Source organism: Marinomonas posidonica IVIA-Po-181 (assembly GCF_000214215.1).
GTDB lineage: Bacteria > Pseudomonadota > Gammaproteobacteria > Pseudomonadales > Marinomonadaceae > Marinomonas > Marinomonas posidonica.
Map to the genome: position 1 here is coordinate 3,119,005 of NC_015559.1, position 17,871 is coordinate 3,136,875.

Annotated in this window: 17 protein-coding genes; 13 read left to right on the plus strand and 4 right to left on the minus strand. The window is 44.4% G+C overall.

Annotation, left to right across the window (positions count from 1 at the left end):
- Positions 1 to 7: 7 nt before the first annotated feature.
- The gene (gene djlA / locus MAR181_RS14335) at positions 8 to 799 is read right to left on the minus strand and encodes a co-chaperone DjlA (protein WP_013797318.1); all 792 of its coding nucleotides are present in this window, start codon (positions 797 to 799) and stop codon (positions 8 to 10) included.
- Between the two features lie 179 nt (positions 800 to 978).
- Between djlA and MAR181_RS14340 the strand changes: the two genes are divergently transcribed.
- The 8 genes from MAR181_RS14340 to MAR181_RS18690 are packed head-to-tail and all read left to right on the plus strand — an operon-like array spanning position 979 to position 8,884.
- Positions 979 to 3,183: an LPS-assembly protein LptD gene (locus MAR181_RS14340; protein WP_245546167.1), complete on the plus strand. Its 2,205-nt coding sequence runs from the start codon at positions 979 to 981 to the stop codon at positions 3,181 to 3,183.
- 2 nt (positions 3,184 to 3,185) lie between these two features.
- Positions 3,186 to 4,436 carry a peptidylprolyl isomerase gene (locus MAR181_RS14345; RefSeq protein ID WP_013797320.1) on the plus strand — a complete coding sequence of 417 codons (1,251 nt, stop codon included), beginning with the start codon at positions 3,186 to 3,188 and terminating at the stop codon, positions 4,434 to 4,436.
- Between the two features lie 6 nt (positions 4,437 to 4,442).
- Positions 4,443 to 5,462, plus strand: a complete 1,020-nt coding sequence (pdxA, locus tag MAR181_RS14350) for a 4-hydroxythreonine-4-phosphate dehydrogenase PdxA (RefSeq protein ID WP_013797321.1) — start codon at positions 4,443 to 4,445, stop codon at positions 5,460 to 5,462.
- Entirely contained in the window at positions 5,459 to 6,259 is an 801-nt protein-coding gene (gene rsmA / locus MAR181_RS14355; RefSeq protein WP_013797322.1) for a 16S rRNA (adenine(1518)-N(6)/adenine(1519)-N(6))-dimethyltransferase RsmA, read from the plus strand. The genes pdxA and rsmA overlap by 4 nt, the downstream gene beginning before the upstream one ends.
- Complete coding sequence (apaG, locus tag MAR181_RS14360) at positions 6,260 to 6,634, plus strand: Co2+/Mg2+ efflux protein ApaG (RefSeq protein ID WP_013797323.1); 375 nt, start codon at positions 6,260 to 6,262, stop codon at positions 6,632 to 6,634.
- Between the two features lie 7 nt (positions 6,635 to 6,641).
- Positions 6,642 to 7,469 carry a symmetrical bis(5'-nucleosyl)-tetraphosphatase gene (locus MAR181_RS14365; protein WP_013797324.1) on the plus strand — a complete coding sequence of 276 codons (828 nt, stop codon included), beginning with the start codon at positions 6,642 to 6,644 and terminating at the stop codon, positions 7,467 to 7,469.
- Entirely contained in the window at positions 7,466 to 7,789 is a 324-nt protein-coding gene (gene glpE / locus MAR181_RS14370) for a thiosulfate sulfurtransferase GlpE (RefSeq protein WP_013797325.1), read from the plus strand. Before MAR181_RS14365 ends, glpE begins: the two co-directional genes overlap by 4 nt.
- Positions 7,790 to 8,884, plus strand: coding sequence for a tRNA nucleotidyltransferase/poly(A) polymerase-related protein (locus MAR181_RS18690; RefSeq protein WP_013797326.1), 1,095 nt, complete (start codon positions 7,790 to 7,792; stop codon positions 8,882 to 8,884).
- A 32-nt stretch (positions 8,885 to 8,916) separates the two neighbouring features.
- On the opposite strand, the gene folB is transcribed toward MAR181_RS18690, so the two are convergent.
- Together folB and tsaD are read right to left on the minus strand one after the other, a co-directional pair.
- Complete coding sequence (gene folB, locus MAR181_RS14380) at positions 8,917 to 9,276, minus strand: dihydroneopterin aldolase (protein WP_013797327.1); 360 nt, start codon at positions 9,274 to 9,276, stop codon at positions 8,917 to 8,919.
- The gene (gene tsaD, locus MAR181_RS14385; protein WP_013797328.1) at positions 9,269 to 10,315 is read right to left on the minus strand and encodes a tRNA (adenosine(37)-N6)-threonylcarbamoyltransferase complex transferase subunit TsaD; all 1,047 of its coding nucleotides are present in this window, start codon (positions 10,313 to 10,315) and stop codon (positions 9,269 to 9,271) included. The genes folB and tsaD overlap by 8 nt, the downstream gene beginning before the upstream one ends.
- 364 nt (positions 10,316 to 10,679) lie before the next feature.
- Between tsaD and rpsU the strand changes: the two genes are divergently transcribed.
- The 5 genes from rpsU to MAR181_RS14410 all read left to right on the plus strand — a co-directional run bounded on the left by rpsU (position 10,680) and on the right by MAR181_RS14410 (position 17,164).
- On the plus strand, positions 10,680 to 10,895 hold the full coding sequence (gene rpsU, locus MAR181_RS14390) for a 30S ribosomal protein S21 (protein ID WP_009835737.1): 216 nt from the start codon (positions 10,680 to 10,682) through the stop codon (positions 10,893 to 10,895).
- A 123-nt stretch (positions 10,896 to 11,018) separates the two neighbouring features.
- A complete protein-coding gene (locus MAR181_RS14395) occupies positions 11,019 to 11,465 on the plus strand; it encodes a GatB/YqeY domain-containing protein (RefSeq protein WP_013797330.1) in 447 nt (148 codons plus the stop codon).
- Positions 11,466 to 11,469: 4 nt separating this feature from the next.
- Positions 11,470 to 13,443: a DNA primase gene (gene dnaG / locus MAR181_RS14400; protein WP_013797331.1), complete on the plus strand. Its 1,974-nt coding sequence runs from the start codon at positions 11,470 to 11,472 to the stop codon at positions 13,441 to 13,443.
- Positions 13,444 to 13,557: 114 nt separating this feature from the next.
- Positions 13,558 to 15,399, plus strand: a complete 1,842-nt coding sequence (gene rpoD / locus MAR181_RS14405; protein WP_013797332.1) for an RNA polymerase sigma factor RpoD — start codon at positions 13,558 to 13,560, stop codon at positions 15,397 to 15,399.
- A 355-nt stretch (positions 15,400 to 15,754) separates the two neighbouring features.
- Positions 15,755 to 17,164 (plus strand): PhoH family protein, encoded by a 1,410-nt coding sequence (locus MAR181_RS14410; RefSeq protein ID WP_013797333.1) that lies wholly within the window; start codon positions 15,755 to 15,757, stop codon positions 17,162 to 17,164.
- 78 nt (positions 17,165 to 17,242) lie between these two features.
- Here the strand turns inward: MAR181_RS14410 and MAR181_RS14415 are convergent, their stop codons facing one another.
- Entirely contained in the window at positions 17,243 to 17,866 is a 624-nt protein-coding gene (locus MAR181_RS14415) for a bifunctional 4-hydroxy-2-oxoglutarate aldolase/2-dehydro-3-deoxy-phosphogluconate aldolase (RefSeq protein ID WP_013797334.1), read from the minus strand.
- Between the last annotated feature and the right edge of the window lie 5 nt (positions 17,867 to 17,871).

Consider the following 17,871-nt stretch of genomic DNA (forward strand, 5'->3'; position numbering starts at 1 on the left):
AATCCCGTTACTTACGTGCGTTTTTAATTAATTCATAAGCCGATTGAATTTCTTGAGTACGCTCCTTTGCCAACTCAATCATTTCATCCGGTAAACCTTGAGAACTCAGCTTATCAGGGTGATTTTTACTCATTAGGCGACGGTACGCTTTTTTAATGTCAGCATCCGACATGTCCGGCGTCACCCCCAAAGCCTCATAGGCCGACTTTAATAAGTCTTTAGATCCCATACTATTATTGGAAGATTGATAGCCCTGTCTAAAGTGCGCTTGCTGTTTCACTTGAATGTGTAAAGCGTCAAACTCCGCCACACTAATGCCTAAGTTGGCACAGACTTGAGAGACAAAGGATTTCTCTTCAATACTGAAATGACCATCCGCATACGCAGACACCAACAAAACTTCTAGTAACGTTCGAGTTAAATCCCCAGGACCAACAATGCTTTTAAAATGATTCAGTTCAGCCACTAAATCAAAATTCGCCGATTTACCTTCATTAAATAGACGCTTAGCTTGCTCTTGTGCTTCAGGAGACAAACGCAATCGTTGCATAACCGACTGAGCCAGTTGAATTTCCGCCTCGGAAACCTGCCCATCCGACTTGGCCAAACGCCCCATCAATAAAAATAAAGTTCGAAAAAAGGTTTCTTGCTGAAGGCGTATATTGCCTCGCTTTGCTTGATTAAACGCACCACCTTTTTGGGCCCTATCCAACAGGCTACCAACAACATACCCCAATATTGCGCCAAGGAAATTTGACATCAAAACATAGCCCAGAATGGCGCACACAATTTTCCACATAAAGATATTTCTCCAGAATCGGTAGCCCCTATGGGCCTGCATAGATTATCATTTGTCTTATTACGTGGAGCCTCAATTGGCAGCCTCCGATTTCGGACAACAATTATTGGTAAATAAGTATACCCTGCATGGTTAAGCATTTACGCAACTACGCCCTATTTTTTCAAGGTCTTTTCATATTGCCACTTGCTCATGGGCAAGTAGATCAATGGGATTGGGCTCCTCGAGAATCCCTGACCACTGAACAAAAAGCTCAGCTAGGTCGCTATTGCCAAGGCCAATACATTAATCAATGGCAAACCAGTCAAGGGAATAGTACACAACTTCAAGCCGATCTAATCACCCGAGATCAAACAGGGGTTGTTCACTTAGAAGGCCGCGCTAACATTGCTCAGCCCAACTCTCAACTCTCTGCAGATACCATTGAAGGTGTTCCAGATGACTATTATCAAGCTTCAGGCAATGTCACACTGAGATCCGCCAATGCCCTGATTCGAAGCTCTAATAGCTACATTTCCAATAACGGTAGCACTGACACAGAATTTGAAAATGCCTCGTTTTTAAATCACAGTAGTAAATTTCGAGGTGAGGCAAAATCGTTAACGCAAGAAACAAACGGCGTCGTATTCATTGAAGAAGGTTTTTTTACCACTTGTGAGCCTAATCAAGAAAGTTGGAGCTTATATGGCAGCAGCATTGAGCTTAATCCAACGTCAGGCTTCGGGACCGCCAAGCACGTTCAGGTTCGCATTGCTGGCATCCCGATTTTTTACTCGCCTTGGTTACGCTTTCCGATTGATGACAGACGCCAAAGTGGTTTTTTATTCCCTAGTTTTGGTTATTCAGACAATGATGGCTTAAGTCTATCCACGCCTTTTTACTGGAACATAGCGAGCAACTATGACGCCACCTTCACTCCCCAATACATTCAAGAAAAAGGCGAAGGCATCGATGTTGAGTTTCGTCATCTAAGTTCATTCGGCGAAACAACCTATGAGCAATCCTATTTCTCAGATCAAGATGAAGGAGATCAGATATTACTCAAGCTAACCTCTAGTCAGCGCTTTAACCAATATCTGCAATCCGGCTTTATTTATGAAGCCAATCCCACAGAAAACGAATTCCCTGAAGCCAACAGCACTTCTATTGGTGAAAAAGACCATTATCAGCAGAGTGCTTATGTGTCTTTAAACAGTGGCAACTTCTTCAACAAGTTAACCTATTTAACCTATCAGACACCAAGCAGTTCGGATGACGAGCCCTTTGAATGGAAACCTCGTTTTGAAAGTTCATACCAAAATGTTAATAGCCTTACCGATTACAGCGCCACATTACAGTACACGGACTTTTATGATCCAGCCGAAGACAACTTTGATGGAGAAAGAATTGTTTTAAATCAGGATCTTAGCTTTGACTTTGGTAACGACTGGCTAACTTTAACACCAGGTATATTCGCTCAATATCGAGACTACCAACTGCATGACTATAGTAACAGCACGGATTCAGATGCATCTCTAGAACACATTACCAGCTACCTTGACACAGGATTAGCGTTTGAGCGCCGTTACACCAACGAAAATGGAGCATGGCGTCAAACCCTGTCGCCAAGACTGAACTACCTGTACTCACCCTACGAAAATCAAACGGATATCCCTGACTTTGATGCCAGCGAGTCTACTATTACTTACTCTAGAGCCTTCAGCCACGAGCGATTCAATGGCAATGACAGAGTGGGCGATACAGAACAAGTCAGTTTTGGGTTAGAAAGTCGTCTATATGATGAAAATAATAATGAAAAGTGGTCTTTAAAAGCTGGTCAGGTCTTCTACTTAGAGGATCGATATGTTGGTATTAGTGGCACTACCAGTGACAGCAGCCCAGTAGACGATAGCAAACACAGTAATCTGTTAACCTCTGCCAGCTATTATGGCTCTGATTTTAGTCTGACTGCCAACCTGAATTACGACCCTGATGAAGATAACATCAATCTGGCCCAACTTGTCGCTAAGCTAACGCCAGCGGACCGGATTAAAGTTAATCTGAGTTATTTGTACTCAATTAATAATTCAGACTCGGATGATGACGCAAAACAAGCCAGTTTTGGTACAGTATTCCCAATCAACCAAAATTGGTCAGCGTTCGCTCAGTACACCTACGACTTCATGGATGACGAAGCAACCAAACAAGTGTCTGGTGTTGGCTATGAAAACTGTTGCATAAAAGTCTCACTGAGCTATCAAGACTGGATTGACGATGATAATGACGCCGATCGAGGCATCTTTTTACAATTTATTTTACGTAGTTTAAGCACCGCTGGACGTAGCAACAGTAACGCCACTAGCATTGCAGACACCTACTGGAACCAAGGAAAAATCGGATATTAATCATGAAGTTATTCTCTTTTTTCGTCCTCATGCTAACATTTTCTAGTTTACAAGCAGTACAGGCCGACACCACCAAAATTGATGGCATCGCTGCCATCATCGATGCCACACCTATCCTTGAAAGCGACATTCAAAATCGCTTTCAAATCGTCAAAGACAGAGTGCCTGGCGGCATTATGACGGACAACATTCACCGTCAAATCCTCAATCAATTGGTCGATGAAACCCTGCAAGCTAACTATGCCGAAAAAATCGGCATGAGAGCCTCCAGCTCCGATTTGGATAAAGCTATTCTAGGAGTGGCAAAGAATATGAACCTTGATCTACAAGGTTTAAAAACAGTATTAGCGAGCAAAGGTATAAACTACAGTCGCTACCGTAAACAAATTGAACACGAAATCCTGATCAACAACATTAAACGCGAAATCATTAAGCGTCGTATCGTCATTTCGGAACAAGAAATTGATGATTACATGAGCTCAGAAACCAGCATCACCAAAGATAAAGACCAGATTCATCTGCGTCATATCTTGATTCGAGCCAGTAATCCAGAAGAAGCGAAAACTGAGATCAATACCATCACCCAGCAAATTCAAAACGAAGAGGATTTTATCCAACAAGCCGTTGCAAAATCAGCTGGCCAGTTTGCCATAGAAGGTGGTGACCTTGGATGGCGTCCGTTGAACCAGTTACCCCCTTTGTTTGTCAGAGCGCTTGATGCAGAACAAGGCCCTCTTGTCGGCCCACTGCAAAGTAATGCGGGTTACCACTTACTTTGGGTGATCGACAAACGCTCTGCTTCAGTGACACTGCAACAACAAACCAAAACCCGTCATATTCTGGTACGACCCAATGAAATTCGTGATATGGCGCAAACTCAAGCCTTTGCAGACGAACTCTATAATAAGCTTCAAAATGGCGCCGACTTCGCAGAATTAGCCAAAGAATACAGTGAAGACCAAGGCTCAACCCTGCAAGGCGGTGATCTTGGCTGGGTCACCCCTGGCACTATGGTACCGGCTTTTGAAGACATGATGAATGAGACAACGGTTGGTCATATCAGCAAACCTTTCCGCACGCAATTTGGCTGGCACATATTGCAAGTGGAAGGTCGTCGTGAAGCCGACATCAGTGATCAAGTCAAACGCAGTAACGCTAAACAAGCCCTAACCAAACAAAAGCAAGACATTGTATTGGGCAATTGGTTAGACGAATTGCGTGCTGACGCCTTTATTGACATCAAGGACAAGTAACGCCTCATGAAGCAAGCATCACCTGACACACTCCCAATCATCGCGATCACTTCAGGTGAACCGGCTGGCATCGGACCAGACATTATTTTAAGCGCACTAAATGAGTCGTCTTTTGCGGCTCGTTTAGTGGTTCTGGGTGATATCGATTTACTGCGCTCAAGAGCGAAGACCCTCAACCTCAAACTTGACATCAAAGCGCTTGCCACCCACTCCAAGCTGCCAGCCCATCAACCAGGGAAAATAAGTTTAATCCACATCCCCATGGCGCAAATAGCACAACCTGGACAACTTAATATAGCCAACGCACCTTATGTACTGGAGACGTTAAAGCAAGCTGGAGAAGGCTGTTTATCTGGGCAATTTGATGCCATTGTCACCCCTCCTGTGCATAAAGGGATTCTCTGTCAAACAGGCACGCATTTTTCCGGACATACTGAATTCTTTCAAGCCCAATGCAATTCACCCCACGTGGTGATGATGTTGGCAAGTGAGGCAATGAAAGTCGCTCTGGTAACGACCCATCTTCCTTTAAAGGACGTGTCTTCTGCAATAACAGAAGAGGCACTTCGCAAGGTAACACTGGCATTGCATCGAGATTTACAGACAAAATTTGGTATCGAGCACCCACGTATCTTAGTATGTGGGTTAAACCCCCATGCAGGCGAAGACGGCCATCTCGGCAAAGAAGAAATAGAGACTATTATCCCGGCACTAGACAAGTTACGTTCAGAGGGCTTGGATCTAATCGGACCACTTCCTGCGGACACCCTGTTTACACCAAAGTATTTAGAGAATGCAGACTGCGCCCTCGCCATGTATCACGATCAGGGCTTACCTGTGTTAAAATACTCTGGATTTGGTAATGCTGTGAATATTACATTGGGCTTACCCATCATTCGTACGTCCGTGGATCACGGCACAGCAATTGATTTAGCCGGCACAGGTAGCGCCAACCATGGCAGCCTAAACGTCGCCATTCAACACGCCATTAATATGGCCAATAACGCGAAAAAGTTTTCTAAATGAGCAAAGTACAACCCCATAAAGCCAGAAAAAGATTCGGCCAGAATTTCCTCCACGATCATGGTGTGATTCGCCGTATCGTTGCCTGTATTGCGCCCAAGAAAGGCCAACGCATTGTTGAAATTGGCCCAGGTAAAGGCGCCTTAACAGAAGGTATTATCAGTGTCACTGAGCGTATGGATGTTGTCGAACTTGACCGCGATCTGATTCCGATCCTGAAAGTCAATTTATTCCGTTATCCTGAGCTTACCGTTCACGAAGCGGACGCCATGAAATTTGATTTCAGCTCGTTGGTACAAGATGAACAAACGATCCGTGTTGTCGGCAACTTACCTTACAACATTTCCACCCCATTAATTTTTCATTTGCTCAGCCAAGCAAACAGCATCACTGACATGCACTTTATGCTGCAGAAAGAAGTGGTGGATCGCTTAGCCTCTCGTCCCGGTGATAACTTGTACGGACGACTCAGTGTCATGGCGCAGTATTATTGTGCCGTGGATTCTCTTTTCGTGGTTGGTCCTGAATCGTTTGATCCAGCGCCTAAAGTCGATTCCGCCATTGTTCGCATGACACCCTATAAAACTCTGCCTTTCTCAACGGCCGACGTGAAAAAGCTAGAGGATGTGGTACGCATCGGCTTCCAACAGCGCCGTAAGACATTACGCAACAACTACAAAGGTGTGTTAGATCAAGATGACTTTGCACACTTAGGCATTGATCCAAGCCTACGCCCTGAACGCTTAGACGTGAAAGAGTTTGTTGCCATCACCAACTACCTTCTTGAGAAGGAAAGTTAAATGGAAGAATACGATATTGTGGTGGACGTTAGAACCGAATATTTGGCCAGACAGTCCACACCGGATGAGTCTCGTTATGTATTCGCTTACCACATCACGATCACAAACTGCGGAACTCATGCGGCTAAACTGCAAACTCGTCACTGGATTATTACCAATGGCGATGAGCAAGTACAAGAAGTCAAAGGCAGTGGCGTGATAGGTGAATACCCTCATTTACAACCTGGGGATTCTTATCAATACACCAGTGGCACCGTCATTGAGACGGTTGTCGGTGTCATGCACGGAAGCTATCAATTCATTGCTGACGATGGCACCGAATTTAGCGCCCCCATACGCCCATTCACCCTATCTGTTCCAAATAAAGTTCACTGAGAAGATTATGGCAACCTATGTTATCGGCGATTTACAAGGCTGTTTAGAACCACTGGAAAGATTGCTCAAACATATCCAGTATCAGCCAGAACACGATCAACTTTGGTTTGCTGGTGACCTGATCAATCGTGGCCCCGAATCCTTGGACACTCTGCGTTTTATAAAATCCCTAGGTGACAAAACCAAGGTTGTCTTGGGCAATCATGACCTCCACTTGCTCGCCGTTTCTTATGGCCATGGCACGCTCAAAAAAGGTGATACCTTAACGGATATTCTGATGGCCAGTGATCGTGACGATTTAATGGATTGGTTAAGACATCAACCTCTTTGCCATTATGACGCCGAACTCAATGTCATCATGACTCATGCAGGGGTTCCGCCTTGCTGGACATTAGATCAAACACTCGCACTCGCGAAAGAAGTAGAAGGCAAGCTGCAATCAGACACAGTTGATGAATATTTTTCAGCCATGTATGGTAATAGCCCGAGCAAATGGCAGGATGATCTAGTTGGTTTAGATCGACTCAGAACCATCACGAACTACCTAACTCGTATGAGATTTTGCAATCAAAACAGCAAATTAGACTTAAAATCAAAAGAAGGCATTAACACGGCGAGCAAAGGTTTCGCCCCTTGGTTCAGTTACCCAAGTCAAGTTCCCGAAGACTGCCACATTGTCTTTGGACACTGGGCCGCCCTAGAGGGCAAGACCCAACTTAAGCATATACATGCGCTTGATACAGGATGTGTTTGGGGAGGCAGCTTAACGGCCTTGCGACTGGAAGACAAAGAACGTTTTAGTATGCCTTGTACAATCAACCGGAAGACTCCATGACTTATACTTGTATTGATATTGCAGACGCCCTTCCCATTCTGGAAGATAACGCGGCCATTGTAGATATCCGTGATCTTGCTAGCTACCAAACAAGTCACATGACAAACGCCATCAGCTTGAACAATGATAACGTACAAAATTTCATCGACAACACCAACCAAGAACGACCCATCATCGTTTGCTGCTACCATGGCAATAGTAGCAAGGGGGCTGCAGAATACCTTGCCTCTCAAGGTTTTAAAGAAGTTTATTCCCTCAATGGTGGTTTCAGTCAGTGGAGCGCTATGTTTCCTGAACAATGTGAGACAGGCCAACAATAAATGTCATATCAAGTGTACCTGGTTGGCGGTGCCATCCGTGATCGCCTACTTAAGCTTCCTGTGATTGATCAGGATTGGGTAGTAACAGGCGCCATACCAGAACAACTTGAACAACAAGGTTTTCAACAAGTCGGCAAACAGTTCCCTGTTTTTCTTCACCCCAAGACCAAAGAAGAGTACGCACTAGCACGTCGAGAAAAAAAGCAAGGCCAAGGTTACACAGGTTTTATCTGTGACTTCTCTCCTAATATCACGTTAGAAGAGGATCTCGAACGACGAGATCTGACCATTAATGCCATCGCACAAGACGAAAAGGGCCAGCTTATCGACCCTTTTCATGGCCAACAAGACCTTCACAATCGTCTGTTACGACATGTCTCAAACGCCTTCGTCGAAGACCCCTTACGGGTCTTGCGAGTGGCACGATTCGCTGCTCGTTTCCAATCCTTCGGGTTTAAAGTCGCTGACGAAACCATGTCATTAATGCAACAGATTAGCGACTCAGGCGAACTCAATAGTCTTAGTCCTGAAAGAATATGGCGAGAATTAGAAAAAGCCTTAGCAACCGCACACCCACAAACCTTCTTCAAAGTGCTGGCAGAAGCCAAAGCCATGCCAATACTTTTTTCAAATCTAACGTGGTCTGAACAAGACAACCCCGAAGAGGCATTCAGGTCACTGACGCAAACTCAGCGCTGGGCACTCATTTGCCGACACACGCCACTGGAAAAATTGAAAGTACTCCATCAGGACATTCGTTGCCCAAATCAATACAAACTCTTGGCCGAGCAAGTTAGGGATTTTCTAGAAAATAAACAACTCTGTATGTCGGCGGAGAATTGGGAAGCTTGGCTCATGTCGGTCAACGCCATTAAAAAGCCTCAGCCGTTTGAAAAATTAATTCAAATACTAACCTTGGTCACCCAAAGCAACTTAAAAGATTGGCTCACCCTAAGAAACACAATCGCCAAAGTCAATGCAGCCAGTCTTATCAAGCAAGGCTATGCAGGCGCTGAACTAGGTGATGCTCTAAAACGAGAACGTATTCGCAGTTTGTCTTCATTAAGCTCCCCTCTATTGGCCCAAAGTGATTAACATTCATCTTAAAAGCAATAGAGGGGGAAAAACTAATGCGCAAACCGTCGATACAGCTTCACACCCACCGCATCGGCTGCAGCAACTGCAGCCGGCTTACGAAGCACTAAGCGCACCGCCTGCAACTGAAAAGTAGCAGCTAAATCTGTCAACAAACGCTCAGCTAAGGTTTCAATTAATTCAAACTGATGCTCTAAGCAATAGGCTAAAATGTAATTTGAAATGGCTTCATAATCTAACGTCTTGCTAAGGTCATCGGTGGCCGCTGGCAAACGATTATCGTGCTCCATTTCCAAATCTAATAGCAAATCCTGCTGAATGATTTTTTCCCAATCATACACACCAATCACCGCTTTCGCTTTCAAACCTTCAATGAACACCAAATCAGACATTTGCAGACTCCTTTAGTGGTGGCAATTCAGCCAATGGCCAACGAGCCCGAATGGATAAATTCAATTCTGAAGATTGCCCATCCAACAAGCGTTGTGCTCCTGCATAGGCGATCATGGCACCATTATCTGTGCAAAACTCTGGACGCGCATAAAACACACTCGCCTTAATCTTTTTCAGCTGGCTCTCCAATTGTTCACGTAACCTTTGATTAGCACTAACACCACCGGCGATAATTAAACTCTTTAGGCCTTCACTTTCCAATGCTCGGCGACATTTGATTACTAAGGTGTCTACCACTGCTGTTTCAAATGCTAAGGCGGCATCGGCTTTAAATTGTTCATCGCATCGATCATCATCAAGGGCTTCATGCACTGCGGTTAAAAATGCCGTCTTCAAGCCACTAAAACTAAAATCCAGACCAGGTCTATCAGTCATAGGACGTGGAAACCTTAAACCCGATGCGGCATTGCCTTGCTTCGCTAATGCCGCAATTTGCGGACCTCCTGGATAAGGTAAACCAATCATTTTTGCTGCTTTATCAAACGCTTCACCCGCGGCGTCATCCAGAGATTGACCTAGTAATTTATATTTTCCAATGCCATCCACTCTGACCAACTGGGTATGACCACCTGAAACCAATAAAGCAATAAAAGGCATTTCAGGTTGCGACTCTTCCAACATAGGTGCCAATAAATGCCCTTCCATGTGATGCACACCCAAGGCTGGAATCCCCAAAGCATAGGCCAGAGAACGCCCAATCGTCGCCCCCGCCATTAAGGCACCAACTAGCCCAGGCCCACTGGTAAAAGCAACGGCATCTAGCTCTTTCTTAGTGAGACCCGCATCAACCAATACCTCATCGATTAAAGGCAAGGTTTTACGCACATGATCTCGTGATGCCAACTCAGGTACGACACCACCGTATTCAGCATGTTGCGCAATTTGCGAATAAATCTTATGCGCTAGCAAACCATGCTCAGTGTCATAAATGGCAATGCCGGTTTCGTCACAAGAGGTTTCAAGCCCCAATACTTTCATCAAAACAGTCTCATCTTTAATTTGCCGACATTGTACCCTAGAACGACAGAGCATGGCAGATGTCACTGGACATAGTGTTATAAAGTCATTATAATGCGCGCGTTTTCAATGTTTAAATTAAAAGGCAGGTGATTTTTCTCGTTTGGCGCTTATTCAATAAGTGAACACTTCCAAACACCCTATGACATAAAACAGATATCAACAGACAACCATGTCGTCTGTTCAGGGTTAGAAAAATTGGCCAGGTAATTTGGTCCAACTCTGTCTAACAAAAACGCGCTTTGAATGCTCTCAAATTAGAGGTATTATGCACGCCGTTTTTGTGAATAACTTAAACTTAAAACAGATTATTAAAGGTAAAAACATGCCAGCAGTTAAAGTAAAAGATAACGAACCATTTGACATCGCTCTACGTCGCTTCAAACGTTCTTGTGAAAAAGCAGGCGTTTTGGCTGAAGTTCGTCGTCGTGAATGCTACGAAAAACCAACAACGCTTCGCAAACGTGCCGCAGCCGCTGCTGTTAAACGTCACGCTAAGAAAGTTTCTCGTGAGCAGAAAAAATTCCAACGTTTGTACTAGGCCGATCTGCCATTTGGCAAATCCACTAGAAAACAAACACCTAGACCTTTCTTGTGTTTAGGTTTATAAAAACGGCTAGTTTAAAACTAGCCGTTTTTTTTGTTTAATATCCAAGAGGCCCCCATGTCAGAATTAAAAGCACACATTTCCGATACGTTAAAAACCGCCATGCGCGCGAAAGAAAAACACCGTGTTACTGTTATTCGCACTATTTTAGCGGAATGCAAACGTGTGGAAGTCGATGAACGTATTGAATTAGATGATGCTAGAGTGATTGCCATTCTGGACAAGATGAATAAGCAACGTAAAGATTCGATCCAGCAATTCACCGATGGTGGTCGTGACGATCTAGCACAAATCGAAAAAGATGAGCTGGTAATTATTTCCGAATTCTTACCAACCCAACTTACAGACGAAGAAATTGCCGACATCGTAAAAGCGGCGATTACAGAAACCGGTGCAAGCTCTATGCAGCAAATGGGCGCCGTAATGGCCATCGTAAAACCTCAAGTTCAAGGCCGTGCCGACATGGGGCAAATCAGTAAACAAGTGAAAGCACAACTAGGCTAAGTTTATGGCGGGACGCATACCAGATCAGTTTATTGACGAGTTATTGGCTCGCACCGACTTAACAGATGTGGTGTCGTCTCGTATCAGCCTAAAAAAAACCGGACAAAATTACAGCGCGCTTTGCCCTTTTCATAACGAAAAAAGCCCCTCTTTTAGCTTGAACCCCAACAAACAATTTTATTATTGCTTTGGTTGTGGTGCAGGCGGTAATGCCATCTCCTTTGTGATGGAACATGATCATCTCGACTTTGTTGATGCCATTGAAGTTCTCGCCAAAGACGCTGGCATGGAAGTACCAAGAGAACAAGGTGCGCCAGATCGCTATGAGCAAAACGCTGAGCTGCTTAAACGACTTTCTGAAAGTGCCACCTTTTACCAACGCCAGTTAATCGAACATTCAGACAAACTCAAAGCGACGGATTATCTCGCCAAAGAGCGCGGCTTATCCGGCCAAATTGCCAAGGTGTTCGGTCTGGGCTTTGCGCCAAGCGGTTGGGATAACCTTCTTAAATCGGTTGGCACCAGAGCCGAGCATCAGGAACAATTGTATCGTGGCGGTATGCTGATCGAGAAAAAAGATCAGACTGGACATTATTATGACCGCTTTCGAGACCGTATTATCTTCCCTATTCGAGACTCTCGCGGACGTGTCATTGGTTTTGGCGGGCGCGCATTTGGTGACGAAAAACCTAAATATTTAAACTCGCCGGAAACCCCTGTCTTTCAGAAAAGCCAAGAACTGTATGGTTTATTTGAAGCCAAGCAAAACACCCAAAGCCTAGATCAAGTCATTGTGGTTGAGGGCTACATGGATGTCATCGTATTGGCTCAACATGGTATTACCAATGCGGTCGCCACCCTAGGCACTTCTGTTAACAGTCAGCACATTCGCAAGCTCTTTAAATTGGTGAGTAAAGTGATCTTGTGCTTTGATGGTGATAAAGCTGGCCGCTCTGCTGCAATTAGGGGGTTAGAAGCCTCTCTTCCTGTTATGCAGGATGAAAAACAATTACGCTTCTTGTTTCTTCCGGAAGGAGAAGATCCCGATTCCTTAGTACGCAAAGAAGGCAAAGATGCCTTCAACCTTCGCCTAGAAGATAGCACTTCACTTTCCCATGTACTGTTTGATCATGCTAGAAATCAAGTCACTCTTGCCGACGAAGAAGGGGAAGCACAATTTGCTCGTAACGCCATGAGCATGATTCAACAAATTCCGAAAGAACTGACATTCCGCTCGATCCTGATTAAACAATTAAGTGAACAATCGGGCATCGACAGCGACACACTTGGACACACAGCACTGCCCAAGGTAAAACCCAGCTATGATAAAGAAGCCCCCAGTATCAGCAGTGAGTCGGAGCATTATGATTATCCAGCCCATGATGCTCCTCATCATGACTATGACGACTACCCTGCTTCGCCTTATCCAGATTACGATTCAGCACCTTATAGTAATAACGAATACCCATCACACACTGGAAAGACCGGCTACAAGAAAAAAGGCAAATTTAATAAACAAAAAGATGAGGCTTATTTTCCGCCAGCACCTTCCAGTTTAAGCAAAATAAAACAAGCTTCTTTGTGTCTATTGCTTCACCCTCACATTGCACAACACATCGACATCCCCGATCCAATCATCAATCAGGCCAGTGACGAATTGAAAATCTTCGGCAAAATATGGAGATATTTCGCAAAACACCCAGAAAAAAACGCTGGACACTTACTGGGGGAATTGGCTGAAAATATCACACATCAACCAATTGTTGATCTTTTAAACCACCAAGATGCGGGAACAAAGCAAAAAATCACCAATGCAAAGCAAGAAGTACTCGATATGGTTTCCGCCCTAGAACGGAACCTAGGATTAAATAACAGCATTGAACGCTTGAAAAACAAAGGTAATGAATCCATTAAGGATACGAGCACCAAGCAAGAACTCAGAAATTTGATGGATTTAATTAGACAGAAAAAGTCATAGAAACTGCCTAAAAATCACTCAAATAAGGCAGGATTAAGTGGATAAAACTCATTGATTTTGTTATAATATGCGGCTTGCAAAACTTCAATTGAATTTCTAACGATAGGTTGTCGAATGCCAGACACTCAACAGTCACGTCTTAAAGAGTTGATCGCCAAAGGTAAAGAACAGGGTTATTTAACTTTTACCGAAGTTAATGACCACCTGCCTGATGACCTTTCTGACCCGGAGCAGGTCGAAGAAATCATTGCCATGATCAATGACATGGGCATCACGGTTTCCGAGTACGCTCCAGACAAAGAAAGCCTTCTTATGGAAGAAGGTGACACAACAGATGAAGCGGCCGCTGAAGAAGCAGCCGCAGCCCTTGCTGCCGTAGAAGGGGATATCACAAGAACAACTGATCCAGTGCGTATGTACATGCGTGAAATGGGGACAGTTGAGCTACTTACTCGCGCAGGTGAGATCGCCATTGCCAAACGTATCGAAGAAGGTACGCGTGAAGTGATGGCTGCGATTTCTTACTTCCCTGGCGCCGTCGATGTATTGCTCAATGCGTACGCGAAAGTCCAAGAAGAAGAAGGTCGTCTCAGCGATATTTTCAGCGGCTTTATTGATGGCGATGGTGAAGAGCCGGTATTTGAAGAACTGGCCGAAGAACTTCCTATTGAAGAGGAAGCGGATGACAGCGACAGCAATGATGAAGAAGACGATTCAGAATCAAGCGAAGAAGAAACCGATAACGGACCTGATCCCGAAGAAACCGCGCTACGTTTCAATGAAATTGCTCGCATTTATGGTGAGTTAAAAGTACTGCTTGAAACGCGTAATCGCCAAGATTCTGTTGTGAAGAGCAAACAAGAAGAACTAAGCATTTCTTTTGCTCCGATCAAACTGGTTCCTAAGTTGTTCGACGAGTTGATTGATCGTGTTCGCTCACGCATGGAAAAAGTTCGTGAACAAGAAAGACTGATCATGCAGGTTTGTGTTCGTAAATCAGGCATGCCTAGAACAGAATTCTTGAAGCGTTTTCCTAGCAATGAAACCAATCCAGATTGGCTACAAGAGCAAATTGCTGCCAGTGCAAACTACTCGGCTGCACTGGAAGAAAACGAAGCGGAATTTATGCGCAGTCAGCGTAAGTTACGTGCCGTTTCAAAAGAAACAGGCCTAACGATTGCTGAATTAAAAGAGATCAACCGTCGCATTTCAATTGGTGAAACTCGCGCTCGTCGCGCCAAGAAAGAAATGGTGGAAGCCAACTTACGTTTGGTTATCTCGATTGCTAAGAAATACACCAATCGCGGCCTACAATTCTTGGATCTAATCCAAGAAGGTAACATCGGCCTTATGAAAGCAGTGGATAAGTTCGAATACCGTCGTGGCTACAAGTTTTCGACTTATGCTACATGGTGGATTCGTCAGGCCATTACGCGTTCGATCGCCGACCAAGCACGAACCATTCGTATTCCGGTTCACATGATCGAAACCATCAACAAACTGAATCGCATTTCTCGTCAAATGCTTCAGGAGATGGGACGCGAAGCAACACCAGAAGAATTAGCGGCGCGCATGGACATGCCAGAAGACAAGATTCGCAAGGTGCTGAAGATTGCCAAAGAGCCTATCTCAATGGAAACGCCAATCGGTGATGATGAAGATTCACACCTAGGTGACTTTATTGAAGACGATGGCGCTGAATCGCCTATTGATATCGCGACAATCGAAGGTCTAAGAGAGTCGACTACCACGGTACTAGCTGGCTTAACCGCTCGTGAAGCGAAAGTTTTACGTATGCGTTTCGGCATTGATATGAATACTGATCACACTCTTGAAGAGGTCGGTAAACAGTTCGATGTAACACGTGAACGTATTCGTCAAATTGAAGCAAAAGCCTTACGTAAGCTTCGTCACCCAAGTCGCTCAGAGCATTTGAGAAGCTTCCTAGACGAATAAATCTAATTCGTTTTGAAAAAGCCGCTATGGATTAGCGGCTTTTTTTATGCCTACTCACTCAAATAAAACAAGCAACAACAACAAAACTGTCATACACTCTAACTAGAGTATGGATAAAGACAGTGGGGTTAAGCTTGCTCAGAAATCGTTACTATCCAAACAATTACCTTTCTCACATCTGCCATTCAGTTGCTTGCAGAAGTAAGTTTTACGCTCTCATTTATCGCTCCATCATTCTTTTTATAAACACCCAATTTCTTTTTAAAATCGTACCCACTGCTAAGTCAACACCACTCTTTCGAAACCGTTTCTTTCTCATCAGAAAACATCACTCACATTACGGGAGTTATCGTCTATGGAAAAAATCTACGTTCTCGACACCAATGTACTACTTCATGACCCATTAGCCATTTACGCTTTCGCCGAGCACATGGTCGTCATTCCCATGACGGTGCTGGAAGAGTTAGACATTATCAAAGACAGGCGCGACAAAGACGTCAGCCGTGAAGCGAGACTTGCCATCAATACCATAGACAAGATCGTTGGTGACGCAACACCAAGAGAGCTCCAGGCGGGTGTCCCAATCCACACCCTAGACAAAGGCATGAATCCAAACGAACAAATAAAAAGTAACGAGGGCTCACTGGCCATCTTCCCTGACCAACAGATTACAGCAACCGATAACATCCCTTTTCTTAATGGCAATCATGACCATGCCAACGACAACCGCATTATTAATGTTGCACTAAGCTTACAAGCAACTCACCTAAGATCCTCTGTCTGCTTAGTCACCAAAGACATCAATATGCGTATAAAAGCCAAAGGCTCTGGGCTAGAGCGTGTCGAAGACTATCGCAAAGACAAGGTACTTGATGATATCGATCTAATGACCAAGGGCTACATTGAGTTTGAAGGCAGTTTTTGGTCAAGTGTCGACAGCGTCAAAACCGAAGCACATGGCCGTCATACCGTTCATGTCATCAGTAAGTCACTACTCGAAAGCATTCACTTAAATATGTTTATCATTGACGATGAGGATTTTATTGGTTTTGTCGTAAACATAGATCATGACTATATCTATTTATTGGACGTGAACAAACAACACCTAATGAACCAAAACTTCTGGGGCATTCACCCTCGTAATTTAGAGCAAGCCATGGCCTTTTATTTACTGCGTCATGAAAACTCTGATTTGATGGTCATGACAGGCCCAGCAGGCTCAGGTAAAACCTTACTGGCGCTTGCTTATGGCTTACAAGTAACCATGGAAGAAAAACGTTTTAATAAGATCATTGTTGCAAGATCGACACCACCGATGGCCGAAGACATTGGCTTCTTACCTGGAACAGAAGAAGAAAAAATGGCCCCTTGGTTAGCGGCCTTTGATGACAATCTAGAGATTCTGCATGGCGCAGATGAACACTCCATTAGCAGCATTGATTACGTCAAACAGAAAGCCAACATTCAATTTAAATCTTTAAACTTTATGCGAGGTCGATCCTTTAATAATGCCCTTATTATTGTAGATGAGGCACAAGGATTAACGCAATTTCAACTCAAATCCATTGTGACTCGAATTGGCAGTAACTCCAAAATCATTGTCTTGGGCAACTTAGCGCAAATTGATAATAAGTACATTACGCCATTAACCTCGGGACTCACCTACTTAGTGGAAAAATCCAAACCTTTTAAGTATGCCAGTATCATGCATGTGAATGGCATTGAGCGTAGCCGACTGGCCGAATTTGCAGAAGAAAACCTCTAATACTCAGGCAGTAGGCAACAAAAAAGGGAAGGTACCATGCGGTGCCTTCCCTTTTTTAAGGACATCAGACAGAAGTTATTAAGCAACCGATTTTGCTAACTCGGTAATCTCATCCCATTTACCCGCACGCACTAAATCTGTCGGTACAATCCAAGAACCACCGACACACAACACATTATCCAGCGCTAAATAGTCACGAAAGTTGTTTGCACCAATGCCACCTGTTGGACAGAACTTGATTTGTGGTAACGGGCCACCGAAGGCTTTCAGCGCTTTAACACCACCATTCACTTCCGCAGGGAAAAACTTAAAACGGTCATAACCGTATTCCATGCCCAACAACACATCAGAAATGGTCGCCGCTGCTGGCAAGTAAGGCACATCGTACTCTTTTCCCACCGCCAATAAATCAGCCGTCATTCCAGGGCTAATAATAAACTGAGAACCCGCCTCAATAGCTTGTAAATATTGCTCACGAGAACACACAGTACCGGCACCAACGATGGCATCAGGCACTTCTTTTCGCAACGCCGTAATCGCCTCTAGTGCGGCTGGTGTACGTAGTGTGACCTCTAATACAGGAACACCACCGGCAACCAATGCCTTACCCAATGACACAGCTTGCTCGACATCATCAACGACAATCACAGGAACAACAGGCGTTGCCGTCATCACCTGTTCTGCAGTATACGTTTGAGTCATGTTAT